The following is a 24,902-nucleotide window of genomic DNA, read 5'->3' as shown; positions in this document are numbered from 1 at the left end:
AGATAAGAAGGATACTCACTCGGTGCTAATGATTCTTCTTTTCTCTTATACTACCATTACTTTAGAAGGTTTGAAGAAAAAGTGACCAGAATGAATGGCTCGCCCCTAGTATTTAAATCTCTTTATTTGTTATTATCGATAATTTCTTGAACACGAGTTTCCGCGGCCTTTATCGTTGTCTCAACATCCTGTCCATCAAGGATCATTTTTTCATATTCTTCATTTATCACTTTGTAAAGCTCTGCTTGGTAAGCAACAGGTGGAATCATTTTTGATGATTTTGCATTTTTTAATACATGGATTAGCGATTCTCGATCAACTTTTTCCGGATTTTTTGTTTCGGCTAGAATTCCATCAACGATTGATTCCAAATCCTCATCACTTACGCTGTTCCATGATGGAATATTTTTGCCTTGAACAATTTGTCCTTCTGTTGTATACCAGCGGATAAATGTGTAGGCCTCTTTTTTGTGCTTTGAATTCGCTGCAACAGACATAAAGTCAGTTGTTACCGGTGTATAGCCACCTTCATCATCCTTGTTATTTTTCGGATATGGGGCAATTGCCACATTAAAATTCAAAGGAAATTGGTCTGTTCCACCAAGCTCTGTATTCATCCAGCTTCCGATCAGAATTGTACTAGCATCCTGGTTGAAAAATTGATTCCGATAATGAAGCTTTTGCGACATAATATCGGTATATGGAGTCGCTGATTTATCCTCTACCTCCATTTTCAACCTCATTTCTAACGTTTTTTTGAATAATGGATTGTCAAGATTCGAGGTACCGTCTGCCTTAACGAATTCCGTATTGTCTTCTTCACTTGCAAGAGCTAATTTTAAATATTCCAGCCAGCCGCCACCTTGTGGACCATGGAAATATGTTCCGTAGTGATCAGCTGTTGTCAGCTTTTTCGCATAGTCCATAAATTCGTCCCAAGTCCAATCGGTCGGAACTGCTAATCCTGCTTCATCTAAATGATCCTTATTTAATAGTACATACCAAGGGTTGAATTTACCAGGAAGAGCATAATAATTATCATCAATCTTCGTATCAACCTTGTATTCCTCTGCAACTTTGTAGCCTTCCTCTTCAATAAATTCATCAATTGGTGCAACCATTCCTAAAGCGACACGTTGTGCATATCCTGCAGGGTCACTAAACATAAGGACATCTAGCTGTTCACCTGATGCAGCAGCTAAATCAAGCTTTTGCGACGCCTCTTGAGTATCACCTTTTTCACTAAGAATCACTAAATCTACCTTAATATTAGGATATTCCTTTTCAAAGGCAGCAATTGTTTCCTTCCAATTATAGGTTGCTTCATTTCCATGTGTATGAAACTTAATTGTAACTTTATCTCCGCTTTCTTTACTATCTCCAGACCCTGATGCATTTTCCCCACCACCTGTACAGCCTGCTACTAAACCGATTAGCAACATAAAAGCGACAAACATAACAAGTATTCGTTTTTTCATTTTATATCCCCCTTATTTTTCATACTCCCACTTAAAGACACATAAGTAAGCCCTTACAAAGCAAAGTATAGCAAATGGCTATTTGATCGAAATGTAAATAATTTTACCTTCTTATGACTTTTTTGACTAAATGATTATCCTTTTACCCCGCCAAGGGCAATTCCTTCGATGACTTGCTTTTGCCCGATAATAAAGACAATTAATAACGGTAAAATTGCTGAAACTGCTGCAGCCATAATAAGTGAATAAAATTCTCCGTTAATCGTCGTGAACTTTTGCATCGCAAGCTGTATTGTATATAACGCATCTGTTCTTAAAAAAATAAGCGGATTTTGGTAATCATTCCATGTCCAAATAAAACGGAGAATTGCATATGTCGCCACAGCTGGTCTGACAATTGGCAATGCGATTGACCAAAAAATTCGGATATGTCCTGCACCATCAATTTTTGCTGCATCAATATAATCGTTATGAATCCCCATAAAAAACTGTCTAAGCATAAACGTTCCAAGTACGCTAAAGCTTCCTAATAAAATAAGGCCCAAATGGCTATCAAATAACCCAATATTACGATATAAAATGAATTGTGGGACTAAGCTTGCTTGCGGTGGAACCATATATGTTGCTAATACGATAAAAAACAGCCATTTCCCTGCCGGAAAGCGGACCTTCGAAAATCCATATGCTGCAAGCGCAGAAACTGTACATGAAACAATTGTCGTTAACACGGCTACTTTAATGGAATTCCAATAATACGTATAAAAAGGAAAGTCACCAAACCATACCTCTCGATAATTGTTGAAGCCATTCCATCTTTCAGGTATCCATTGGATTGGAAACGTAAAAACATCTGCCTCGATTTTAAATGAAGTCGATAGCATCCAAACGAAAGGCAGCATGAACAAAATACTAAACAAAAACACAATAATAGTTGTGATAATCTTTTGTAGTTTTATCGTCTTCGCCATATCCTTTCCTCCCCTTTAGTAATTAACCCATTTCTTTTGTCCAAACCATTGAATAATTGTTATCGCAAATACGATGACAAAGAGGATAACCGCCATGCTTGAGGCATAGCCAATATCAAGATTCACAAATGCTGTATCATATAAATGCCAAACGATCATGCTTGTTGAATGCATCGGACCTCCCTTTGTTAAAACAGCAATTAAATCAAACACCTTAAACGTTGAAATAATTCCCGTGATTAAGAGGAAAAACGATGTTGGTGAAATCATCGGAAAAGTAATATGACGGAATTTCACCCAAGCATTTGCTCCATCGATATCAGCTGCTTCATAAAGCTCCTTCGGGATCGATTGAAGTCCTGCAATGTAGATGATTAAATTAAACCCAACGGAAATCCAAATTTGAATGAGCATAACGGATAGTAATGCAAAGTTCGGGTCAGCAATCCATTTTGGCGGATCGTCTATTCCTAATGACATTAATGTTTGATTAATTGGACCTGCTGAAGGATGAAACAATACTTGCCAAACAACTGCGATCGCAACAACACTTGAAATATACGGCATGAAAAAGGCTACTTTAAAGAAACTCTTCATGTAAACGCTTTTATCAATAACAACAGCTAATAATAACGAAATCGCCATACAAATCGGTACGGTAAAAATAAAAATGGCATTATTGATTAAAGATTTCCGAAACACGTCATCACTTAAAAGCTCTTTAAAATTAGCAAAGCCAACCCATTTTAATTGGTCGATGCTTGCAACAAACTTCCAATCTGCAAAGCTTAAAATAAACGTTGCAAATATCGGAAGCAGCACTAGAACGGAAACCCCAATAATCATTGGTGATACAAAAAAGAACCCTACTAAATTCTCACTTTTTTCGATTGTCGATTTTTTTCGTTTACGTTGAATCATCTTAGATGATGGAGATAGTTCTGTCTTTGTACTCATAGGTCATCACCTCTCTTTGTAGTATGGTTCCATTATAAAAAATCACATTGTAAGACTCTTAACGATATTTTGCTAGGATTGCAATAATTTTGACTTTTTTTACTCATGCCGAAAAGGAAATTTATCCCTGTTGGGAGAATTTTCTTTATATCAACAAAAAAGGAGATACATATGAACATAAGAAACGCTACTGTAGAGGATGTACAAGCATTAGCTCATTTGATGAATCAGCTTGGCTACCCAACAACAGTCGAGCAAATGAAAAAAAGATATCACATAATCAAAGAAAACCCAAATCATTACACTCTCGTTGCATGTAAAGATGGGAAGGTAATTGGAATGGTTGGATTCTACATAGATGTTCTTTACAACGCTGATGATCTCTATGCTCGAATTATTGCTTTTGTCATTGATGAGAACTACCGGAGACAAGGTGCTGGGAGAATGCTATTGAAACAAGCGGAAACAATTGCAAAAGATCTTGGTGCTAAAGGAATTGGCTTAAATAGCGGAAATCGACCGGAACGCCAAGCTGCACACCGGTTTTATCAAAATATGGGTTATGTAGCGAAGAGCACGGGGTTTGTTAAAAATTTTGAAGCGTGAATATACGCTTGCTTTGGAGGGATCAGTGTTGGTTGAAATCATTCATGTCAATGAACAAAATGTTGAGGACTACGGTTTTTTTTGTATGCGAAGCAAACCAAAAAATGCTGGTTATCAAAAAAAATTAAGCTGGCTAAAGGAACGCTTTACAGAAGGGCTATCATTAAAAATCATTCAAGAGGATGGTAAGCATCGTGGATTTATTGAGTACATCCCTGGAACGCATACATGGAGAGCGATAAACGCTAAAAAATACATGGTTATCCATTGCTTTTGGGTTGTTGGAAAAAGCAAAGGAAAAGGGTATGGCAGCATGCTTTTGGACGAATGTATAAAAGAAGCAAAAACGCTTGGCTTATCGGGAATCGCTGTTACGACGAGCAATAAAACATGGCTTCCTGACAAATTATTTTTTGAACGAAAAGGGTTTACTCTCGTTGATAAAATGGCTGAATTTGAATTAATGGCTTACCATTTTGGTGACGACAAAGCTCCTCACTTTTACAATTGGCAGGAAACGGCTCGACAATATAGAAATGGCATAACCGCTTTTACCTCACATCAATGTCCATTTACTCATGATGCTGAGATGAATCTAAAGGAAGCTGCACAGGAGCTTCATATTGATGTCCAAATGATTGAACTGGATAGCTATCAAAAACTTCAACAACAGTCTCCAACCCCTTTTGGTGTCTTTACGGTTATCTACAATGGGGAAATTTTGACCTATCATCCGGAATCGAAGAACAATTTTTTAAAGCTTTTGACGAAAAAACGTCTAAAACAAGAGAGTTAAAAACACAGGATTTCAACCTTTAGTATCCTTCTCTCTTTTAATTTCCAAATAATGAAACTTTTCACATTTTAAATACGTTAATTTATATAAGAGCGAAGGAAGGGGAGTGCAAATGAAGATTGTCAAAACAGCGTGTGCCATTTTTATCGTTTTAATCATTTTTATCGGTGGTTATCTAACAGGAAAACTGACGACCCATGAGACAACTAGAGAAATCGCGTTCGGCTTTGCGAGCAATGAAAATACGGAGCAAATCAATTATAGCAAGGTCATTACAGATGCTAAGCATCAGGATATTATTGATAATGTTATGATGATTTTTATGCATAGAAAACCGCTACAGTCTCCTAATGCAGACTTAGGACATCCTGATACATATTTGCAAATGAAGAGCCCGAAGCAATCTACCTTACTGATTAACTCCAAGCTATGGTTCACAGACGAAGGTGCAGTGATTGGGCTATGCAATGGTGGGGGCTCGGAGCAAACGGAATACTTCAGTATTAATCAAGAGGATGCGGATTACTTAAAGGAGCAAATTGATATTGCCGACAATTAAACAAATCTTCCAGGGGGTAAATATGTTTACATATGAATCATTTGTTACGAATGGAGTCTTTACCTTATTAAGGCCTATAACAATTACATTAATGATTGTCTCGGCTATCATCTTTCTTCTCATCATTCTTCCAAAAACAAGAAATAGAGTAGTCAATGGCTTTTCCGTCATTAGTTCTTCTCTTATCTTGTCTATCATCTCTATACAGATTATGTTTTCTATTGGAATACTAGCAGATGAATTGAATCTTGCAGGCGATCCAACTAGTTTCATATTATGTGTGATGATTTTCATCTTTAGTTTTATAAATGTAATTTTATACTTTTGGAAGAGCGGAGTATTTACAAAAATCCTCTTTTCCAATTCAAAAAACGTCTGAACTAGGGTAGCCCTAAATTCAGACGTTTCGTTATGTCTACATTTTATTAAAACTCAAAATTATTACTTTCAGTTACATTCTTCACATTGTACCATTTACGCCCTACATCAGAGTACCTTGTATCTACCATTTTAACCTCACTTGTACTGCTATCTGTACGGAAAATTGCTTCATTCATATTTGTGATGACAGAGCCTTCGATGTAAACGCTCGTTTTAAAGGTAGAACCTCCAAGCTGCCGAATCATTTTTCCAGCATCTCTAGCCGTGAAATTGATAATATCAAATTGTGAAGGTGCATTTATTTGGAACATTTTGTCGCTTCCATGTTGGGCAAAGCCCCCTTTAATGACGACATGTCCAGATTCCTTTATTGTCATGGCATCCTCGCCAATATCTTCCCATACAACATTTTGAATAAGAGCATCCCCATATGTGTGCACACCATCAGCTGCAGGAGCACCTAATATGACATTTTTTAATGTTGCACCATCCTCTAATCGAAATACAGCCTTTTGCCCTTCTGCTTGACTGCCGTCTCCTACCGTATCAGGGTTGGCAACATAACGTTTTCCTTTCCCATCAAATGTTTCACCAGCAGGCACAACAATCGTTGCATTTACTGTAATCGTTTCTGGAGGCTTTACTTCAACAAGCTTCCATTGCTGATTTTCTCCGCCCAAATCTTCGTATTGCACGACATTTGCCCCGTTATTCTTTGAGGATTCATATACTTCAAGAGCCTTTTTACTATGGCGGTTAATTATTTTCACATAGCCATTACCTAAATCGACGATTTGCCACTGCTGGCTAGCTCCATTCCAGTCTTTCCATTGAGCAACATTGGCACCATTCTCATTTGACCAATTGTAAACCTCCATCGCCTTCAAACTGTTAACGTTTACAATTTTGTGATAGCCTTCACCAACATCAATGATCCGCCATTGCTGATTCGCCCCACCTAAATCATCATATTGGACAATATTTCCGCCATCAGCAGTAGACCATTCGTACACCTCTAATGCTTTTCCACTATATCGATTAATCAGCTTATATGTTTTACTAGAGTCATAGCTTGCAGCATAAGCAGTATTCATCACAGTAAATGTCGAGAATATCACAACTAATGCAGCGATGAGCGACACTATTTTCTTCAATGGACGTTCCCCCTATCAAAATATCAATCATTCCTATTCATTATTCTGACATTTCTTGGAGATAAGAACATTGTAATCGGCCGATACATAAACATTATACTAGAAAAAGATGGACATCCAAATATTGTAATCTATTTATCTTGAACCTTTAACATCTGTAACAATATTTTCATAATTGTCAAAAAATTAAATCTAAAAATCTTAACTAGCAATTTAACTAACCTTCGATTGCTTTTCCCTCATTATTAAATTTTGCATTTTCACTTACTTGCGAAAAAATTGAATATGAGATATACATGACAAAAAAACTTAGGCCACTGCAACCGAAAACGATAGCAGCACCAGGCAAAATGAGACAGATAAGAATATTTGTTATCCCCGCCAACCCGATCATAAATGTGCGAATTGGATGGGATATCCCAACTAATATAGCAGATTTATAATAGTGGAAAATATCTCCTTCAAACTGTACATAGACAGGAAAAATGTATAAAACGATCACACTGAACAAAAACGCGACAATCGCAAAAACCATTAAAAATAAGTAGTGAAGGATCCCTGTCATCGATTGAATAAGCACCCAATCAACATAAAGAATAATCGTAATAAATAGCAATGAGAAAAATAGCAAATTCGCTTTCACAAATTCCTTTTTAAAGCTTAGCCAAAATGTTTTAAAAATCGGAAAATCAGCTTCCTTTTGCAGCCATTTGCGAATGATTGAGAAAAGCGAAACTGTTGCCGGTCCGATCCCACAAATAAAGAGGCCTAGTATTGTAAAGCAAAGCCATAGTACGTTCACATAAGCCAATCTCGCAATCCATTCACAAATGCGATTAAAGCCAGACATCCAACCATTTGTCATATTCTCCACCTCGGAGTGATTTTTCCCTTTATTGTAATCATTGGCAACATTGCGAGGTAGAAATAATTTTGACTATTTTCAAAGTATTTTTACATAAATTGAAATTCTAGCTTTATATTGAGATGCTTTTCTATGCTTCTTACGCGAAAATCTAGAAATTGATTCATTTGTTTAACGCCAAAATGGTCGAGAATCGTAAATGTTTCAACTGTTACATCTAATTGTTCTTTATCATAATTTATTTGTAATGCTTCTTTTCCTTTGAGTAAAATGCCATTTTCCTGTTCAATTGTTTGGATGTTAGGGATAATGAAGCGTTCAACAACACTTTCCGGCATTTTATCGAAATGAAAGGTATCTTCGAGAGTTAATGTTGGTAAAGCTGATTTTTTCCAAACGAACATCCGATAGTATGTATTCAATATCGACCGTTCGTAGGCTTTTGTTAAGTCAAGCTCAAAACGGTCTATCTCTTCAGCCAATTGTACATTTACTACCTTTGTGTAATAGGTAGAGCCTGCGCCTTGTCCTTGATTGTTGATCAGTGGAACTGAATGACCATGTGAGCCGTTGCAAATAAAGGTATAACGCTTTTCCCCGAAATAATCCTTGCAATACATACCAGATCCTAAATCCTTTAGGAAGGCTTCATGATTTTTTTGTAAAATAAACTGTCCGAGATCATTATGATTATGCGGCTCGTGATTATTACCTCCCTTTGCGGCAAACGCAAAAAAATCGTTGTTTGCCTTGTGCCTGGAAATTAGCCATTGTGATTCGTTAAAATAGTTTGTTTCAGATTTCCAAGGCTTACCCTCAAGCTTGTCATCAAACCAAAGTAAATTGCGAAATGCCGGAGCCCACCTGCTGCAATGATCCTCTGTATAGGACGCTCGTAATTGCTGCTCTGGCACTTGAATATCATGAAAAACGTGATGCAAATAATGACTAAGTCCGAGAAACACACTCGCTTCCCTCTGTGCATCGGAAAAGTTAACAACCTTGTTTTTATAAAGAAAGCTCCTTTGCTGGAATAGGGCAATTTGGTGCACCTTTTGTGAGCAAAATAAGTCAATTTTCCCCAATGTACGCTTTTTTAATAAATCGGCAAAATAAACATAAAAACCGAAACCATATTGCCAATAACCATAGCCTTCAAGGCATGTTCCATCATCGTGAAAGCCCTGTAAATAATACTCCATCGTCTTTAATACTCTTGTCATAATCTCTGATAGCTCTGCTTCCTTATGAAGTAAATGGAGTGCAGCACTGCCAAGCGATCCAGCGCAAACCGCTGCCCAATTATGTGTCGCTGTTTCCCACCCTTGTTTGCTAGCAAGAAATGGTCGGAAAATCCGTTTGCATATTTCTGAATGAATTCGTTTAACGATTAAAGGAGATAAGCTCTCCTTTCCTATCGTATAAATTTCGCTTAAGGCAAACGCTGTTTCAGCTGCAAATAAATCAATTGTATAATTAACAGCTTCCTCATGCTTGGTAAGGGAAGTTGCAAATTTTGTTGCTGTTTCTGCACTATTCGTTAAATGGGCTGGTAAACACCAGCTATATTCATTAAGTATCGACCAAATGGTGTTTTCCAGCTCTAATAAATAATTTTGATTCTCTGGCTCAAGTAAGGACATGATGGCAAATGTGTTTAGACGTCTTCGCTTTGAGAAATATACCTTTTCATATTCAAGCCTTGACCCTGTCTTTTCAAATAATTGAAATAAAGTAAATGTTAGCTCCTGATCCCTTTCGTGTAAAAGCCTTGATGCCTCATCCTTTATTTCTAGCAGTAACGGTTGGATAGATGGTGTTTCTTTAATTTTTTTTAGCCATTTCTGTTTTTCTTCCTTATTGTTAAAAATAAGTGGAAATGAAGCATTATTGCTAAAGATTTGTTTAATTTCGGTGTAAGAATTCATCTTTACCTCCAGCATGTTATGTTACTGTTAATCTTCACCTTAACGATAACAAAACCCTTTTTTAAAGGTGTATTCCTTTTTCGACTAATTACCGTATATTTTTTACTTTTTTCCAAAATGTGTTTGCTTTAGAATAAATAGAATGAAGGTACCGGGAAGAGGAGAGTGTGAATTGCTAAATTCATTGAAATTGATTTATGAGATTACTAAGGGTAATGAAAGTATTTTAAGAAAAAACAAGTGGCTGCAATATCTTTATTTAACAAAGGAACAAATTGTCAATTTAGAACAGGTAGATGCATTAGAAAAAATTCCGAAAAACCCGATTCTCCCTTATGTTGAAAAAACATTGCGAGTTTTGAATGAAATCGACCTCCCAGCATATGAAAAGGAAATCATTGAGGAAGTGTTAATATGGTCTGAAGTTGCGAAAGGAGGGTTAACACATAAACGAAAGGAATGGCAGGAAAAGGGGTTCCAGCTTTCTATCCATAACATCGGATCCGCGCAAATTTATGCGGCAGAGCAAATGAATATCCCTTATCAAAATCGAACTATTGAACGTGAAGAGCTTATTTATCTGCTCATTTTAACACATGGTTTAGTCGGTCAATTCATAAGAGGTGAGGTCCGTTACCAGCAATTTTCACCGCTTATTGATTGGATTGAACACAATGAAAATTCTGCGCTCTGTAATATTGAACGAGTTCTTTTAAAGCTTAATCAATGTATTATTGAGGCTGTTTCAAAGGAATTATGGGCATCGATTCACTCTGAGGTAGAAGAGGTTATTTCGCTTATTGTAAAGAAAAAGCGGCATGCTGAACAAAGCTTCAACGATAGACTTAAGAGATTAAGAGAAAGCTCGATTAAAAACGGTGAGGATTTTAACGCTTTGTTTGATAGGCTATTAACGGGTGACAATGAATATACTATAACGTTAGCAAACTTCTTTAAGAAAACCGATTTATGGTATGTGGAATCTGCCTTACAGGACTTTACGTTTGAAGAGTTTCTTAAAATCTTTCTTTTCATCAACCAAAGGATTAATCCGCTATCATTGCAACAGGTTAGTTTTGAGCCATTGATGCGAGATATTTATTATGACTATAAAGGGAAAAAAGCAATTAATTTATATAAGAAGCGGATTATTGAATCTTATTTAGCGGAATTTTCCTTAGAGGAAATTGCAAAAGGAAAGGCTCCGGAAAACGAGCATGTGACATTGTCTGTTCTCCCTTTAGACCAGTTAGGGCAAATTGTCGGTGTTCAATTTACCTATTCTAAGGCAGGGCAGAAATTGATTGAATTTTGCCAGGAAGCAGAAAAATCACCGCTATATGAAAGAGCGATCATTATGCTGTATGACTTCTTTGGATTTAGAAAGGATGCGTTTGACAGGCTGCAAAATGAGCAAACGTATTTAACTGACATGAATAATGGCCAAGACGAAAAGAAAATCATTTCTGATTATGCTACAGGAAACTTAATGCTAGATATTGGGGCTGGCGGAGGCGTGATGCTCGATTTATTAACAGAGCACCATCCAGATGCAACGGTCGTAGGCATTGATGTCTCAACAAATGTCATTGAGGAATTGAATCGGAAAAAGATTCGTGAAAATAAAAGATGGCTAGTAAAACAAGCTGATGCATTAGATTTAAAAACATATTATAAACCTAATAGTGTCGATACGATTGTCTTTTCCTCAATTCTCCATGAGCTCTATTCATATATTCCGTATAATGGCCGCAAATTTAATCATGAGGTTGTCGTTCAGGCATTGAAAAGCTCATTTGAAGTATTAAGTCCTGGTGGGCGAATTATTATCCGCGATGGCATAATGACCGAACCGAAAGACGAAATGCGACTGCTTGAGTTTAAGGAGCCAAGTGGAATGGACTTTTTCAAACGGTATGTGAATGATTTTAAAGGGAGAAAGATTGAATACAAGGAAGTAGATAAAAGAACGATTCAACTTCCTGTTAACGATTTAATGGAATTTTGCTACACCTATACTTGGGGAGAAGAAGCCTACCCACACGAAGTTCAGGAGCAATTTGGCTATTTCACACCAACAGAATACAAACAGGCTATCACCCAAGCACTCGGAAAAAACGCAAGCATTATCAAGTTCGAGCACTACCTCCAAGAAGGCTACGAAGAATTTCTCTTGCCAAAAGTAAAAATAATGAACAAAGCCGGAGACATCGTTCGATTGCCTGATAGTACATGCTTTATTGTAATTGAAAAAATAAGAGATTGATGGTGGAAATTGGGGACAGTCCCCTCTTTCTATTTGGGGACTGTCCCCAACCTTTAAAATGAAGAGTAATTTTCAATTGTTAGTATCGTACTTAATTACCCTCCTTATTATCCTTTTTATGCCTAAACGATTAAACCGTCATGAGTTTTATTTTGCATTTCTTGCAGTCTCTTTTCATACGATTTTTGCTGACCTACTCTTCGCTGACATATTGGATTTGTATGACTTAATGAAACAAAATGGTCCATCTTTTTCAGATTTAATGGTCCAAATAACATTACCTTTTCTTTTTGGGATATTGTATTTGAACTTTATGCCGATTGAGAAAAAGAAATTTTTACTCTATTTAACTTTTTGGGTTGTTTTCTCAGTCCTCTACGAGCAGCTTTCACGATATTTCGGCTACATTGAATATAAAGGGTGGAAAATAGTTTATTCGATACTCTTCTATATATACGCATGCATCTTTATGCGTTGGCATTATATGTTCATTAAGGAGGCTCTAAATAAAAAGTAGAGTCATTTCTATTTAGCATTTTTTTGTTAGAGGTCATTGTTCAACTGAGTACTTGAGGATTCATGATAAATGCTTTAAATTATAATAGCGAAGGTTGGGATTAAAGCTTATTTGCGATTCCACAAATCATCTTTAATAAATTGTTCAAAGTGTATAAACTATACACTTATTTCATATCCGTCAATTTCACATCAAATATACTTAACAGCGCTCCTATAATGATGATTGATATAAGCCAAGCTAATAAAGGCCTTTTATGGTGAATCGGCAAAATAAAGAAAATGATTGCGGTAAATAAAACAGACCACCAAAAGTTCCACCCATTATGATATGTAATGAAGCCTAGCTTACTGTTAAAGTATTCAGCACTTATATAGATTCCAACCCATAATAAAAACCATAATAACCGTTTTAACCATCCATGAGGAAATCTCCCTAGATAAATTAATACCGTTGCAGAGTATGTTACGACCATAGCTAAAACCGTAATTGTTGTATGATTAGGTAAAACTAAATCATGAAATAACCACATCGTTTTTTTATAGAGGAGAAAATTATATAAAAAATCTCCAATGATAAAAAAAAGAATTGTCGAATAATACTTTTTCCAATTTCTCCAATCTCCCCATTTAAAACCCGCTATTATATAAAAAAAATTAATTAAAATATACATCGGATCAATCCTTTAAAATTAGTATTACTATACTCTATAGATTCCATGAAATTGTATCTATAAATGTCACAAGCTTATCATTAGGTCATTTTCATTAATGAAAATAGCCTTAATCCTCCTGCTTGGATTAACGCTATTTTTTCATTAAAACAAAGAGAATTTGCTACCAAATTATAAATAACACCCGAAGATCTAATCAGATGCTAATTTTTCTCTATCGACAGCTAACGGAGGTTGTTCAAACCAGCCGTTCTTAATCATAATTTTTGCTGCATCTTGGACGAAAGCAGAGTTTTTTATTAAAGCATTTGTATAGATTAGCCCAATATCATGCCGTCCATTTACAGCAAGTGCATTTCCAAACGTTCTTAATTTAATTGTGAACATATCCATTTTATGAAATAGCATAATCTTGTCCGAAAAAGGCGAAAAAGTAGATGAAGTGACTAAATCATCAAGAGAAGATGGTGATGGTAAATTTTCTTCATGAAGCTTTTTTATATAGTCATCGTTATTTTTTATGATAATGTCTTTTCCTCTTTCAAACAATTTGCGAATCGTTTGATCCTTTACTACTTGAGAAAATGCCATAATCAGTGCTTTACTCGTTGCATTATTTTCTAAAACATCGTATAGATGAGCAATTTCTAATGCGTGTAATGGTCGAACATGCCCAAAATATCCATTTAAAAAATCCTCATGAACAAATTCCCCCCTTTCAGGTACTGGAATCAATGGCGGCTTATTAATAAGACCTTTATTCATTAATATCTCTTTAATCTGTTCCATTAAATCCATTGTGGATTCCATACAATACCTAAAAAAATCTTGGACATCCTTTCTGAAGACTAACGGAATAGCTATATTATAAATACTCATTCCTGCCTTTGATGTATATTTTAAATAATGGACATAAAATTCATCTTGGAATAAACGAGGTGCACCTAAATTGACATCTTCTTCTGAAAACCCTTTAGGTATTGGGAAATTTTCTCTATTAAAAATATCAGTAGTTGTTTTTAGAAATTGTTCGCTTAATTTTAATGCATTTTCTAATAATGTTTTAATATCCTTATCCTCAACATGTTGTAGATAGTAGCTTATGATGCATTTTGCCATACTATTTCCCATGTATGTCGCCCAAAGCTTACCCATTTCAGCAGAGGTTAATTTTTCTGTTATTTCTGTCTTATTTGATCCTAATTTAATTGGTTTCATCATATCCATAGTAACTTCCTTCATCTCATTTTTTTATAGTATCATCCTTTCTTAAAATTTATATTCTCTTCATTAAAGGTATAGATGTTTTAATTGTATTTAAGTAATCTGCATAACTAAATAACGATCCTTCGGTACCTGAAGCATCGCTACTCTATTGTTAAAAAGTCATTTAGCCAATCTCAATTTATTTAAAGTATTTATGATAGAAACTCCATTTCTTTGTTTTAAGAAGCACTCCAAATACATCACTTATCCATTTTGCTATAAGCCCTACAGCAACATACCCCCAAAATAGCATTAAAAAGTTCTCATTACCCCCAAAACGAAATAAACCAAATCCTACCATAAGTGGTTTAACAAAAAAGGCAAAGGCCACACAGAGAAGCAGCATCCAAATATAATAATTCTTCTCTTTGTTAATCGTATATTGGTAAAGAAGAATATAGGCTACAGGAACAAATGAGGAATCAAGGGCAACACTAGCTGGAAGGGATGGAAGCATTTTATAAGGATATGTCCATAATCCCCTTAAGACTCCAAATGAATCGATAATAGCGAAGAATACATGAACACTGTATCCATAAAACCCTAGTTGGAACATTTTCCTTCTATCGATAAAGAGAATTAATAGTACTAAAGGAAGTAGAAACATCGCAAGGACAACCCAGAATTGCCAAGTAGATATATTAGAATAATCGTGCCAATAATTTATCCACCGATCGCTTTGTTCAATCTCTGCCTTTCTAAGCTGCTCAATTACTTTTATTTGGTCTCCGTCCACAATATTTCCTCCTGTTTTTGATAGTATTCATTTATTCTTGAACGTTTATTCCTATTTAAAGCGGAGGAAATCTATCTATTCAAACAATTAGATGTAATCTCTAAAATTCAATTTCAATTATTACTTTTTTCCTTTATAACCATTTTCCTATTATCATTTTAGAAATGGGGCTATAACGGGCATTAGCAATGAGCAAGAAATTAACAAGACAGTATCTGTTCTTGGAAGTTTCACCCTTCCACCCCCATTATAAAAGCCAGAAAATTGAAGCTTGTTTCGATACAATACAATGAGAAAAATTCAAAAAAATTCAAGCCAACCTCTTGACTTAGAGTTAACTATAAGGATTAACATTGTATTACAAGAGAAAAAAAGGGATAGAAATGACTAAAAGAAATACAACCTGAGGTTTTAAAGCTATCCCCTGTACAAACGCATTCTCTTGAAAGATATAAACTATAGGAGGTTTTATGAATGATAACTGCTAAAGCACGAGCTGTGGACGGACCAGACAAACCGTTTAGAGCTGCAGAAATTAAACGACGCGATCTTGATTCACATGATGTTCTGATTGAAATTAAATATGCCGGCATATGCCATTCTGATATTCACACTGCCCATGGAGAATGGGGTGCCGTAAACTATCCACTCGTACCTGGACATGAAATTGCAGGAATTGTCACAGAAATTGGTAAAGAGGTTACAAAGTACAAGGTCGGTGACCGAGTCGGGGTCGGATGTATGGTTGATTCCTGTGGTGAGTGCGAAAATTGCCGTAAAGGAGAAGAACAATATTGTCTTAAAGGAAATATCCCTACATACGCTGGTGTTGACAAATACGGCGAGCCTACTCAAGGTGGCTATTCTACCCACATTGTCGTAACAGAGGATTTCGTAGTTAGAATTCCAGATAGCATTGAGCTTGATGTCGCAGCACCATTACTTTGTGCAGGTATTACGACCTATTCGCCACTAAACCATTGGGGTGCTGGTCCAGGTAAGAAGGTAGCGGTCGTTGGTATGGGCGGTCTTGGTCATATGGCAGTCAAAATTGCCCATGCAATGGGTGCTGATGTCACTGTACTGTCACAATCATTGAAGAAAAAGGAGGATGGTTTGCAATTTGGCGCAAACAACTATTATGCCACAAGCGATCCAGAAACCTTCAAGAAACTTGCCGGAACTTTTGATTTAATTATTAACACGGTAAGTGCAAAGATTGACATCGATGCATATTTCTCATTACTCACTCTTGACGGAACACTTGTTAATGTCGGTGCTCCTGGCGAACCGTTGTCACTAAATGTAATGTCTCTCATCGGTCATCGCCGTTCATTTGCGGGGTCAATGATAGGAGGAATCCGTGAGACTCAGGAAATGTTAGACTTCTGTGCAAAACATAACATTACCCCTAAAATTGAAGTCATTTCGGCAGATCAAATTGACGAAGCTTACAAACGCGTGCTAGCTTCTGATGTGAAGTATCGATTCGTAATTGACACAAGTACAATGTAACCTTCGCAAATGATATTTTCTAATAGTCATTTTGAGGATGTCCAAATGCTTAGCTTTTGAGACATCCTTTTTATCTGTTTGCTGTAAACTTAAAAAGTCCAAGATCATTTCAGCACAATAATTTGTTAAGTTTTCCGATGAAAAGCCTACCATTAAAAAATTTAAAATTATCTCTTCCATTTCCTCTAAAATTGTTTCGTTACTTTTATTTAGTAAACCTCTTGTACCTATTTCTATTCATGATTTTTTTAACTTAAATCGAGCATATCTAACTTTAGTATTTTCCTTCAATTAAAAAACTATGAATCACATTCCAACTGACATGTAATCCATAGTTTCTTATGTTATAGACTTTATCCTAACTGGCGTTTAAAGACTTTACTTGCGAAGAAGTAAGCAATTATCATGATGCCGACGCACCAGACAAGAGCGATCCAGATACCATTGCCAACTGACCCTTCATACAAGAGAGCACGAATCGAGTTCACGATTGAAGTCACAGGCTGGTTCTCTGCGAACACACGGACAATTTTTGGCATCGTTTCTGTAGGGACAAATGCCGAACTGATAAACGGTAAGAAAATCAGCGGGTACGAGTAAGCTGTTGCCCCTTCCATAGACTTCGCTGTCAATCCAGGAATGACCGCTAACCATGTCAATGCCAGCGTAAACAGACCGAGTATCCCAGCTACAGCGAGCCAATCAAGGATATCCGCGCTAGAACGGAATCCCATCAAGAGTGCGACGAGGATAACCACTACAACCGTAAGCGCATTGGAAACAAGCGAGGTCAACACGTGAGCCCACAATACCGATGAGCGCTTAATAGGCATTGTAATGAAACGTGCCATCAGCCCGCTCTTTACATCATTAAACAGCCTCAGCGACGTGTATGCGACACCAGATGCGATAGCCATTAGCAATATTCCTGGCAATAAATAATTGACATAGTTATCTGTCCCTGTCTCGATTGCGCCGCCAAATACGTAGACAAATAGTAGCATCATCATAATCGGTGTAATCGCCACCGTAATAATTGTATCTGGGCTGCGCATGATATTGCGCATTAAACGTCCTAATAATACACCTGTTTTGCTTTTCATTTTATATCTCCTCCTTATTGCCGATAATTGCGAGAAAAATTTCTTCCAACGTCGGCTGCTTCTCGATATACTCCACTTTCGCCTGTGGGAACATCTTTTTGAGTTCAGTAAGTGTACCAGTCGTGATGATTTTTCCGCCATGCAGAATGGCGATACGATCCGCTAGTTGTTCCGCTTCCTCTAAGTACTGGGTCGTCAGCAAGATCGTTGTACCGCCGTCGGCAAGCTCCTTGACAGTATCCCAGACTTCAATCCGCGCTTCTGGGTCAAGCCCTGTCGTCGGTTCGTCGAGAAAAATGACTGATGGCGTCCCAATTAGACTCATGGCGATATCAAGCCGGCGCTTCATCCCGCCAGAATACTGGTCCGCTCTGCGGTTAGCCGCATCGGTAAGACTGAATCTTGCAAGCAGATTGTCGGCAACCTGAGCGGGATTAGAAACTCCCCGCAACTTGGCGATCATGATTAGGTTTTCTCGCCCGCTAAGCATGCCATCTAAAGCCGAAAACTGCCCTGTCAGGCTGATGCTCTGACGAACATGGTCCGGTTGACGCTGTACATCAAATCCGCTAATTCCTACTTCACCGCCATCGGGCTTCATCAACGTCGAAAGGATGTTGACCGTTGTCGTCTTGCCGGCTCCATTAGAGCCAAGGAGTGCGAAAATTTCGCCACGTCGCACCTCAAAATCTACTCCCTTTAAAACTTCCTTGTCTTTAAATGATTTTTTTAACCCTATTACAGAAATCACTGCATTACTCATGCTTTTTTCCTCCTTATAAATACGTAATTAGCTTGCTTATACTCCCCTATTTAGTCTCACTGATAATCTGTATTACTTAGTACTAGATTTAAAATATAACTGAATAACGAAGGTAGTAATACATTTGTAACCAGCTATTCAGTCAGTATTATCTATTGATTTTATTTCATTTATTTTTTCCCAAACGTTTCATGATGCTCTGATTCAAATCTTCACGATACTTTGCGACATACGTTTTAGCGTTTGCTACTAGTTCGTCAGCAAAGGCAGCCACATCGTCTCCGGTAATTTCTAGCACTTGTCTGCCTTCTGCCGCACCTGCCTCGAACAAATCGATTAGTTCATACTGCATGTGTAGCATATCCATCCCATTTCCAGATGAGAAATTCCACATGTAGTTTTGAATTTTTTTAAATACATACTGGTAATCCTCTGGAAGGGCTTCAACCCGTGCCATCATCATTTTGTACTCTTTTTTATCACCAATCATTTTTTTGAACATTTCCAACATATCATTTTTCCTCCTTTTTTTATTAAACTGAACAAGACACTCGATTAATATCTGACGGAATATCTTATGCAGTTAACTTGACTTCAAGACATTGATTTTTGATGATACATAATCCCATTTTTCCCAAAACAATTCAAGCTCCTTGCGGCCAGCCTCATTAAGTGTGTAAAACTTGCGAGGTGGTCCCATATCTGACGGTTTTTTTTCAATATTCACTAGTTTTTTCTTTTCTAATCGCACGAGGATTGTGTAAACCGTCCCTTCCACAACTTCGGTAAACCCAAGATCGTTCAGTCTGCGGGTAATCTCATAGCCATAGGTTTCATGGCGGCTGATGATTTCTAGAACGCAGCCTTCTAACGAACCCTTCAGCATTTCCGTTAAATTTTCCATATTCTGTGCCTCCTCTATTCTGTCTGACTTATATTCAGTATCACTTAGTACCGAGGAATATTTAATGAATAGCTTTTTCAAGATATCCCGCTATTAAGTATTGCTTACTACAAGTACATTGTATCACCGAGTAGCAAGAGTGTCAACTTGATATTCTAAAAAATTTTCAAAAACAGCTATAGCTGGTTTTCTTATTGAGCTTTTACAATTGAATACACTAATTGCTCTAACTCTCCTGTGAAATTTTCATTTCACTCATATTGATTAATGCAAAATATTCCTAAAACGTTTTGTATTTAGCAAAAGGGTTATTTGGTAGTAGCTCAAGCGGCAAAAGTTGAGTGGAATATGTCCGAGAAGTTGCGATAGATTTTTTCACTTTAACATCTTTCGTGTTACAAAGCATTGGGATTTGTCATTCTTAAAAATTATTTTGCACAGAAACATTTAATTGTATACGGAAAAAGCAACCCAATGGGAAAAACAAATAAATTGAGCTAAATATGCCTAAAATAAAAAAACCACCAAATTATGTATTTGGTGGAGACGGTGGGAATCGAACCCACGTCCAGAAATATCGCCACTTAAGCGTCTACGAGCGTAGTCGATATATTTGCGGATTCGCTAACTCTTATGCCTATCGACAGGCGTCGGAGCAGCTAGTCTGATTGGTCTCTTCCCTCATCCCCAGACGGAGGAATTAGGCGTAGTCCACTAAGAGTGAGTCCCTTACCCTACCACATGGACGATGGAGGGAGGAACAGCTAAGCAGTTATTAAGCTGCTAAAGCTAAGTTATTGTTAGATTTGCCAGTTATTATTGGCGTGACGTTTTTACGAAGACGATCCCTTCGGCCCGCAACCTAAGCTCGATCTACCCCTGTCGAATCCGTAACGTCCCCATGATAAGCCGTATATACCAGCTAGGGAATACGGGAGTAAAAAGAGTAAATAAGCTTAATTGCTTATGAAGTTTTTATGTTTGTAAGTGACTGTCTTACAAAATCTATTATAACAAACATGGACAAAAATGCAATTGTAAGGTTTTTCCTAATAATCTTTTTGACGTTCTCTAAAGGCACGTTCGATGTCACGTTTAGCTTCTTTTTTCTTTAAGTCCTCACGCTTATCGTATTTCTTTTTCCCTTTACCAAGACCGATTAATACCTTTGCATAACCGTTCTTAATATACATTTTTAATGGGACGAGTGTATAGCCTTCTTCCTTCGTTACCCCAATAAGTTTTGCTATTTCCTTTTTATGCAACAGCAATTTTCTAGTTCGTAACGGATCGTGATTATATCGGTTCCCTTGTTCATACGGACTAACGTGCATATTGTATAAGAATACTTCACCACGTTCAATTCGAGCATAGGAATCCTTTAAATTCGCGCGGCCATTACGAATTGATTTAATTTCAGTACCTTGAAGGACAATGCCAGCTTCATATGTTTCTTCAATTGCAAAATCATGATTCGCTTTTTTGTTTTGAGCGACGGTTTTTCCCATTCCTTTAGGCATTGTTATTCCTCCCTTCATTACGAAGTCTTGTGCGATAGCTTCTATTTTAACAAAAAATGGGCGGATACTCAATATTTATGCAATTTCTCAAATCACTAAACAAAGCTGACACTTATCTGTGCCAGCTTTGGATTCAAACTAACGCTTCTTCTTTTTCCGCTTCGCTTTTGGTGCGTTTTCAAAATGCTTTTTCTTCTTTTTCCGAGGTGGCCGTGTTGACCATTCCTCATTCTCAGAGGTCTTGCCACCGCCACGGCTTTTGCTTTGGCTTCCGTTACGTCCACCCTTGCCTGCGATAATCACCTTTTTTATTTCCTTCTCAGGTCGTCTTCTCGTACCCTTCATGCCAACTATTTCAAAATCAATCGAACGTTCATCCTTGTTGACATTCACAACGCGGACTGTAATTTCATCGCCAATTCTGTAGACATTACCTGTGCGTTCACCAATCATCGCGTAATGCTTTTCATCATAGCGATAATAATCGTCTGTCATATAGCTAACGTGGACTAGTCCCTCGATTGTATTAGGCAGCTCAACAAACATTCCGAAGTTTGTCACTGAACTGATCATTCCATCATATTCCTCACCAATTTTATCAAGCATGAATTCAGCCTTTTTCAGCTCATCTGTCTCACGCTCTGCTTCAACCGCTCTTCGTTCCATATTGGAAGCATGCTCAGCAATATTCGGAAGACTTTCTGCCCATTTTGAACGAGTTTCCTCATCAACCTTTCCTTCAATTAAATAAGTTCGAATTAAACGATGAACGATTAAGTCTGGATAACGGCGAATTGGTGATGTAAAATGCGTGTAAAATTCAGTTGATAATCCGAAGTGACCAAGACTTGCTGGGTCATATTTAGCTTGCTTCATTGAACGAAGCATCACCGTTGAAATTACCGTTTCCTCTGGTGTCCCTTGTACTTCCTCTAAAATATTTTGGAGGGCACGTGGATGAATGTCATTTGCCGTTCCTTTGACTGTATAGCCAAAATTCGTAATAAACTCAAGGAATCGTTGTAGCTTTTCCATATTCGGATCCTCATGGATACGATAAATAAATGGAACATTCATCCAATGGAAATGCTCGGCAACAGTTTCATTTGCAAGAAGCATAAATTCTTCAATAAGACGCTCAGCAACTGAACGTTCGCGAATGACAACATCATAAGGATTTCCTTCCTTATCAACTAATACCTTTGCTTCTTTAAAATCAAAGTCAATCGCTCCACGATTCATCCGTTTTGTGCGAAGAATTTGCGCAAGCTCTCCCATTTGCTCAAACATTGGGACAAGCGCTTCATACTTTTTCATAACCTCTTCATCACGATCTTCTAGGATTTTTCTCACATCTGAATAGGTCATTCTTTCTGTCGTTTTTATGACACTTTGGAAAATATCATGCTTTACGACAGTCCCAGTTTCATCAATTTCCATTTCACATGATAATGTTAAACGATCGACCTTAGGATTTAATGAACAAATGCCATTAGAAAGGCGATGTGGAATCATTGGAATAACACGGTCTACAAGATAGACACTTGTCCCACGCTCTAATGCTTCCCTGTCAATTGGTGAGTTTTCTGTCACATAGTGACTAACATCAGCAATGTGAACTCCTAGCTTATAGTGGCCATTTTCTAGTTTTTGTACGGTTACAGCATCATCTAAATCCTTTGCATCAGCGCCATCGATCGTTACAATGACTTCATTTCGCAAATCTCGACGTCCCTTTAAATCATCCTCATGAATTGTATCAGGTACATCATTTGCCTGCTGTAGCGCTTCTTCAGGAAAAAGTCCAGGTAGGCCATGCTTATGAATTACCGATAAGATATCAACACCTGGATCATTTTTATGACCTAAAATTTGAATAACTTCTCCTTCAGCACTCATACGTCCTTCTGGATATGTCGTTAGTTTCACAACAACTTTATGCCCTTCAATCGCACCATTTGCTGCATTTTTCGGGATGAAGATATCATTGATGATCTTTTTATCATCTGGAATGACAAATCCGAAGTTTTTACTTTCTGTATATGTCCCAACGACTTCCTTCACACCACGTTCGATAATCCGGATGACGGTTCCTTCCTGTCTTGAGCCTGACGTTTCCGCACTTACTCTAACAAGAACGGTATCTCCATGCATCGCTGTTTTCAGCTCAGTTGGTGGTATAAATACATCATCAAGACTCGGATCCTCCGGATCTAAAAACGCAAAGCCCTTCGCATGACCTATCAGCTTTCCTTTTAATAAGTTCATTTTCTCCGGTAAGCCGTAACGATTGCTTCTTGTTCTTACAACAAGCCCTTGGTCTTCCATCGCAACTAACGCTTTGACAAAATCTTTAAATTCCGCCGAATCTTCTATTCCGAAGGCTTCTTCAAGCTCCTGAACAGTTAACGGTTTATACGCTTCTTCCTTCATGAATGCAAGAAGCTTATCTATATGTACTTTAATTTCCGACTCCATTAAAATCCTCCTTTACCAGTTAAGTTTTTCTAAAAATTGATACACATCCTCGTGTAACAAGTCACGTTCCTTATCTAATGTAATAACATGGCCTGATTCCTCATACCACTTTAGTTCCTTTTGGATTGTTTCGACTTCATTATAAATAATATTTGCACTATCTGTATTAATCATGTGGTCATGTCGTGCTTGCGCTACAAATGTCGGTGCATAAATCATATCAACATTTTTCCGAACATCTGCAATAAGCTCCTGTAAAGCTTTTAATGTATTCATCGGAGTTTTTGCAAATTCCTTCATTTCTTCCTCGATTACTTCAGGTGATTTCCCTTCAAACTTCTTATAATTTCTCGCATAATCAAGGACACCTTGGTACATCACTTCTTCACTTTTGATGTACATCGGTGCACACATTGGAATAACCGCCTTTACAGGTACAGTGTAGCCTAATTTTAGCGAAAACACACCGCCTAATGATAAGCCACACACTGCAATTTGTTCAAACCCTAGATTTTTTAAATGCTCATAGCCTTCCATCACATCCTGCCACCAAACTTCCGGACCTGTATGAACTAGCTCCTCAGGTGGAACACCATGTCCTTTATATTGTGGGGCATGACAAGTATAGCCACGTTCATTTAAGAAGCGTGCAAGCATCCGAACGTCTGCTGTATTTCCTGTAAAGCCGTGTAATAATAATATTGCCTTTTCTCCGCCTTCAAATGTAAATGGTTTTGGTAAAACTCTTTTCATCACCTGTAACTCCTTTTACTAATTTCATTTAGTTTATCCTTTACATGCTTGGAATAGTCGATTTCGTATTATGTATCCTCTTATTATTTAAGCAAATGTTTTCCGGTTGTACCAAATTAATGCTTGAAAGATGCATGAAGCTCCCTTCTTAGCTTAATGAGAATTCTTCAACGCTTTAAGCAGCATATGACAATCGGAGCAAAACACATTCCCTGCTTCTTAGCTATTAAAAAAAGAGTCTGATACTTCAGACCCTTTGTTCGACCATTATCCAACGATATATGCTACTAGTATTGTTAATACAAAAAATAGCACAGCTAAAACAATCGTAATACGGTGTAAAATCAAATCAAGACCACGAGCCTTTTGTTTTCCAAAAAGCTGTTCTGCACCACCTGAGATGGCACCTGATAACCCAGCGCTTTTACCTGATTGTAATAAAACAACGGTAATGAGTGCAATTGAGACTAAAACAAGTAGGATAATTAATGCTGTATGCATGAAAAGACACCTCCTGATATACGCACAAGTAGATAGTTTAAATGTATCATAAATGGAAGAGCTTCACAATAGAAGTTTATTTTCCTAATGCGAATTCGCATGAACTTCAAAGAGAGTAAAATTAATTTTTGCGCATTTTTAATGGATCCATTGATTTGAACTATCAATTTATATCCTAACTGTTAAGAGCTCTTATTTACGCATAAAAAAACGGA

Annotated in this window: 24 protein-coding genes, 1 other RNA gene and 1 pseudogene; 7 read left to right on the top strand and 19 right to left on the bottom strand. The window is 37.2% G+C overall.

The genetic code is table 11. The features are described from left to right. Window positions 1-122 precede the first annotated feature (122 nt). From HU235_RS03005 to HU235_RS02995, 3 genes are all read right to left on the bottom strand, one after another. Complete coding sequence (locus tag HU235_RS03005; RefSeq protein ID WP_095299531.1) at window positions 123-1,478, bottom strand: ABC transporter substrate-binding protein; 1,356 nt, start codon at window positions 1,476-1,478, stop codon at window positions 123-125. 134 nt (window positions 1,479-1,612) lie between these two features. After that, window positions 1,613-2,446: a carbohydrate ABC transporter permease gene (locus tag HU235_RS03000; protein WP_095299530.1), complete on the bottom strand. Its 834-nt coding sequence runs from the start codon at window positions 2,444-2,446 to the stop codon at window positions 1,613-1,615. A gap of 15 nt (window positions 2,447-2,461) precedes the next feature. Next, window positions 2,462-3,367 (bottom strand): carbohydrate ABC transporter permease, encoded by a 906-nt coding sequence (locus HU235_RS02995; protein WP_370877251.1) that lies wholly within the window; start codon window positions 3,365-3,367, stop codon window positions 2,462-2,464. A 207-nt stretch (window positions 3,368-3,574) separates the two neighbouring features. Between HU235_RS02995 and HU235_RS02990 the strand changes: the two genes are divergently transcribed. From HU235_RS02990 to HU235_RS02975, 4 genes are all read left to right on the top strand, one after another. After that, window positions 3,575-4,009 carry a GNAT family N-acetyltransferase gene (locus HU235_RS02990; protein ID WP_174879295.1) on the top strand — a complete coding sequence of 145 codons (435 nt, stop codon included), beginning with the start codon at window positions 3,575-3,577 and terminating at the stop codon, window positions 4,007-4,009. Window positions 4,010-4,037: 28 nt separating this feature from the next. Next, the gene (locus HU235_RS02985) at window positions 4,038-4,805 is read left to right on the top strand and encodes a GNAT family N-acetyltransferase (RefSeq protein ID WP_174879294.1); all 768 of its coding nucleotides are present in this window, start codon (window positions 4,038-4,040) and stop codon (window positions 4,803-4,805) included. Between the two features lie 112 nt (window positions 4,806-4,917). Then, complete coding sequence (locus HU235_RS02980) at window positions 4,918-5,364, top strand: hypothetical protein (protein ID WP_174879293.1); 447 nt, start codon at window positions 4,918-4,920, stop codon at window positions 5,362-5,364. Window positions 5,365-5,386: 22 nt separating this feature from the next. After that, on the top strand, window positions 5,387-5,743 hold the full coding sequence (locus tag HU235_RS02975) for a hypothetical protein (RefSeq protein ID WP_174879292.1): 357 nt from the start codon (window positions 5,387-5,389) through the stop codon (window positions 5,741-5,743). Window positions 5,744-5,789: 46 nt separating this feature from the next. Here HU235_RS02975 and HU235_RS24970 read toward each other — a convergent pair whose 3' ends face one another. The 4 genes and pseudogenes from HU235_RS24970 to HU235_RS02960 form a co-directional block, all read right to left on the bottom strand. Beyond that, window positions 5,790-6,371, bottom strand: coding sequence for a pectate lyase (locus tag HU235_RS24970; protein ID WP_255451827.1), 582 nt, complete (start codon window positions 6,369-6,371; stop codon window positions 5,790-5,792). Window positions 6,372-6,395: 24 nt separating this feature from the next. Continuing rightward, window positions 6,396-6,839, bottom strand: a pseudogene (locus tag HU235_RS24965) (RICIN domain-containing protein); the annotation flags it as partial. 277 nt (window positions 6,840-7,116) lie between these two features. Continuing rightward, complete coding sequence (locus tag HU235_RS02965; protein ID WP_174879291.1) at window positions 7,117-7,764, bottom strand: YesL family protein; 648 nt, start codon at window positions 7,762-7,764, stop codon at window positions 7,117-7,119. A gap of 89 nt (window positions 7,765-7,853) precedes the next feature. Beyond that, window positions 7,854-9,692, bottom strand: coding sequence for a heparinase II/III family protein (locus tag HU235_RS02960; protein WP_174879290.1), 1,839 nt, complete (start codon window positions 9,690-9,692; stop codon window positions 7,854-7,856). 172 nt (window positions 9,693-9,864) lie between these two features. Between HU235_RS02960 and HU235_RS02955 the strand changes: the two genes are divergently transcribed. Together HU235_RS02955 and HU235_RS02950 are read left to right on the top strand one after the other, a co-directional pair. Next, window positions 9,865-11,958, top strand: a complete 2,094-nt coding sequence (locus HU235_RS02955) for a class I SAM-dependent methyltransferase (RefSeq protein ID WP_233452119.1) — start codon at window positions 9,865-9,867, stop codon at window positions 11,956-11,958. A 76-nt stretch (window positions 11,959-12,034) separates the two neighbouring features. Then, window positions 12,035-12,475 (top strand): hypothetical protein, encoded by a 441-nt coding sequence (locus tag HU235_RS02950; protein ID WP_233452118.1) that lies wholly within the window; start codon window positions 12,035-12,037, stop codon window positions 12,473-12,475. Between the two features lie 166 nt (window positions 12,476-12,641). Here HU235_RS02950 and HU235_RS02945 read toward each other — a convergent pair whose 3' ends face one another. The 3 genes from HU235_RS02945 to HU235_RS02935 all read right to left on the bottom strand — a co-directional run bounded on the left by HU235_RS02945 (window position 12,642) and on the right by HU235_RS02935 (window position 15,150). After that, window positions 12,642-13,148 (bottom strand): CBO0543 family protein, encoded by a 507-nt coding sequence (locus tag HU235_RS02945; RefSeq protein ID WP_174879287.1) that lies wholly within the window; start codon window positions 13,146-13,148, stop codon window positions 12,642-12,644. Window positions 13,149-13,340: 192 nt separating this feature from the next. Next, entirely contained in the window at window positions 13,341-14,375 is a 1,035-nt protein-coding gene (locus tag HU235_RS02940; protein WP_174879286.1) for a DUF3231 family protein, read from the bottom strand. A gap of 178 nt (window positions 14,376-14,553) precedes the next feature. Then, window positions 14,554-15,150, bottom strand: coding sequence for a CBO0543 family protein (locus HU235_RS02935; protein WP_174879285.1), 597 nt, complete (start codon window positions 15,148-15,150; stop codon window positions 14,554-14,556). Window positions 15,151-15,624: 474 nt separating this feature from the next. Here HU235_RS02935 and HU235_RS02930 point away from each other — a divergent pair, with 474 nt between their 5' ends. After that, window positions 15,625-16,665 (top strand): NAD(P)-dependent alcohol dehydrogenase, encoded by a 1,041-nt coding sequence (locus tag HU235_RS02930; RefSeq protein WP_174879284.1) that lies wholly within the window; start codon window positions 15,625-15,627, stop codon window positions 16,663-16,665. 353 nt (window positions 16,666-17,018) lie between these two features. Here HU235_RS02930 and HU235_RS02925 read toward each other — a convergent pair whose 3' ends face one another. From HU235_RS02925 to secG, 9 genes are all read right to left on the bottom strand, one after another. Further along, window positions 17,019-17,768: an ABC transporter permease gene (locus tag HU235_RS02925; protein ID WP_095297204.1), complete on the bottom strand. Its 750-nt coding sequence runs from the start codon at window positions 17,766-17,768 to the stop codon at window positions 17,019-17,021. Between the two features lies 1 nt (window position 17,769). Then, a complete protein-coding gene (locus HU235_RS02920) occupies window positions 17,770-18,531 on the bottom strand; it encodes an ABC transporter ATP-binding protein (RefSeq protein ID WP_174879283.1) in 762 nt (253 codons plus the stop codon). Window positions 18,532-18,697: 166 nt separating this feature from the next. Further along, a complete protein-coding gene (locus tag HU235_RS02915; RefSeq protein WP_095297200.1) occupies window positions 18,698-19,042 on the bottom strand; it encodes a DUF1048 domain-containing protein in 345 nt (114 codons plus the stop codon). 72 nt (window positions 19,043-19,114) lie between these two features. Next, the gene (locus tag HU235_RS02910) at window positions 19,115-19,435 is read right to left on the bottom strand and encodes a PadR family transcriptional regulator (RefSeq protein WP_095297199.1); all 321 of its coding nucleotides are present in this window, start codon (window positions 19,433-19,435) and stop codon (window positions 19,115-19,117) included. 538 nt (window positions 19,436-19,973) lie between these two features. Continuing rightward, window positions 19,974-20,336, bottom strand: a transfer-messenger RNA (tmRNA) gene (gene ssrA, locus HU235_RS02905). Window positions 20,337-20,484: 148 nt separating this feature from the next. Continuing rightward, window positions 20,485-20,955, bottom strand: a complete 471-nt coding sequence (smpB, locus tag HU235_RS02900) for an SsrA-binding protein SmpB (protein ID WP_095297197.1) — start codon at window positions 20,953-20,955, stop codon at window positions 20,485-20,487. Window positions 20,956-21,093: 138 nt separating this feature from the next. Further along, window positions 21,094-23,433, bottom strand: coding sequence for a ribonuclease R (gene rnr, locus HU235_RS02895; protein ID WP_095297195.1), 2,340 nt, complete (start codon window positions 23,431-23,433; stop codon window positions 21,094-21,096). 12 nt (window positions 23,434-23,445) lie between these two features. Beyond that, window positions 23,446-24,186: an alpha/beta hydrolase gene (locus HU235_RS02890; protein ID WP_174879282.1), complete on the bottom strand. Its 741-nt coding sequence runs from the start codon at window positions 24,184-24,186 to the stop codon at window positions 23,446-23,448. Window positions 24,187-24,453: 267 nt separating this feature from the next. Continuing rightward, window positions 24,454-24,687 carry a preprotein translocase subunit SecG gene (gene secG / locus HU235_RS02885; RefSeq protein ID WP_095297191.1) on the bottom strand — a complete coding sequence of 78 codons (234 nt, stop codon included), beginning with the start codon at window positions 24,685-24,687 and terminating at the stop codon, window positions 24,454-24,456. Window positions 24,688-24,902: the final 215 nt, after the last annotated feature.

Source organism: Metabacillus niabensis (assembly GCF_902829255.1).
Lineage (GTDB): Bacteria > Bacillota > Bacilli > Bacillales > Bacillaceae > Metabacillus > Metabacillus niabensis.
Note: the sequence above shows the minus strand (reverse complement) of the source record. Positions and strands in the feature narration are given on the sequence as shown.

Excerpts from the sequence above, each read along its gene's own strand:
- HU235_RS02930 (WP_174879284.1), top strand. The coding sequence starts at position 15,625 with ATGATAACTGCTAAAGCACGAGCTGTGGACGGACCAGACAAACCGTTT.
- HU235_RS03000 (WP_095299530.1), bottom strand. The coding sequence starts at position 2,446 with ATGGCGAAGACGATAAAACTACAAAAGATTATCACAACTATTATTGTG.
- HU235_RS02940 (WP_174879286.1), bottom strand. The coding sequence starts at position 14,375 with ATGGATATGATGAAACCAATTAAATTAGGATCAAATAAGACAGAAATA.
- HU235_RS02960 (WP_174879290.1), bottom strand. The coding sequence starts at position 9,692 with ATGAATTCTTACACCGAAATTAAACAAATCTTTAGCAATAATGCTTCA.
- HU235_RS02945 (WP_174879287.1), bottom strand. The coding sequence starts at position 13,148 with ATGTATATTTTAATTAATTTTTTTTATATAATAGCGGGTTTTAAATGG.
- smpB (WP_095297197.1), bottom strand. The coding sequence starts at position 20,955 with ATGCCTAAAGGAATGGGAAAAACCGTCGCTCAAAACAAAAAAGCGAAT.
- HU235_RS02990 (WP_174879295.1), top strand. The coding sequence starts at position 3,575 with ATGAACATAAGAAACGCTACTGTAGAGGATGTACAAGCATTAGCTCAT.
- rnr (WP_095297195.1), bottom strand. The coding sequence starts at position 23,433 with ATGGAGTCGGAAATTAAAGTACATATAGATAAGCTTCTTGCATTCATG.
- HU235_RS02910 (WP_095297199.1), bottom strand. The coding sequence starts at position 19,435 with ATGGAAAATTTAACGGAAATGCTGAAGGGTTCGTTAGAAGGCTGCGTT.
- HU235_RS02995 (WP_370877251.1), bottom strand. The coding sequence starts at position 3,367 with ATGATTCAACGTAAACGAAAAAAATCGACAATCGAAAAAAGTGAGAAT.
- HU235_RS02915 (WP_095297200.1), bottom strand. The coding sequence starts at position 19,042 with ATGTTGGAAATGTTCAAAAAAATGATTGGTGATAAAAAAGAGTACAAA.
- HU235_RS02925 (WP_095297204.1), bottom strand. The coding sequence starts at position 17,768 with ATGAAAAGCAAAACAGGTGTATTATTAGGACGTTTAATGCGCAATATC.
- HU235_RS02965 (WP_174879291.1), bottom strand. The coding sequence starts at position 7,764 with ATGACAAATGGTTGGATGTCTGGCTTTAATCGCATTTGTGAATGGATT.
- HU235_RS02980 (WP_174879293.1), top strand. The coding sequence starts at position 4,918 with ATGAAGATTGTCAAAACAGCGTGTGCCATTTTTATCGTTTTAATCATT.
- HU235_RS02975 (WP_174879292.1), top strand. The coding sequence starts at position 5,387 with ATGTTTACATATGAATCATTTGTTACGAATGGAGTCTTTACCTTATTA.
- HU235_RS02920 (WP_174879283.1), bottom strand. The coding sequence starts at position 18,531 with ATGAGTAATGCAGTGATTTCTGTAATAGGGTTAAAAAAATCATTTAAA.
- secG (WP_095297191.1), bottom strand. The coding sequence starts at position 24,687 with ATGCATACAGCATTAATTATCCTACTTGTTTTAGTCTCAATTGCACTC.
- HU235_RS02890 (WP_174879282.1), bottom strand. The coding sequence starts at position 24,186 with ATGAAAAGAGTTTTACCAAAACCATTTACATTTGAAGGCGGAGAAAAG.
- HU235_RS03005 (WP_095299531.1), bottom strand. The coding sequence starts at position 1,478 with ATGAAAAAACGAATACTTGTTATGTTTGTCGCTTTTATGTTGCTAATC.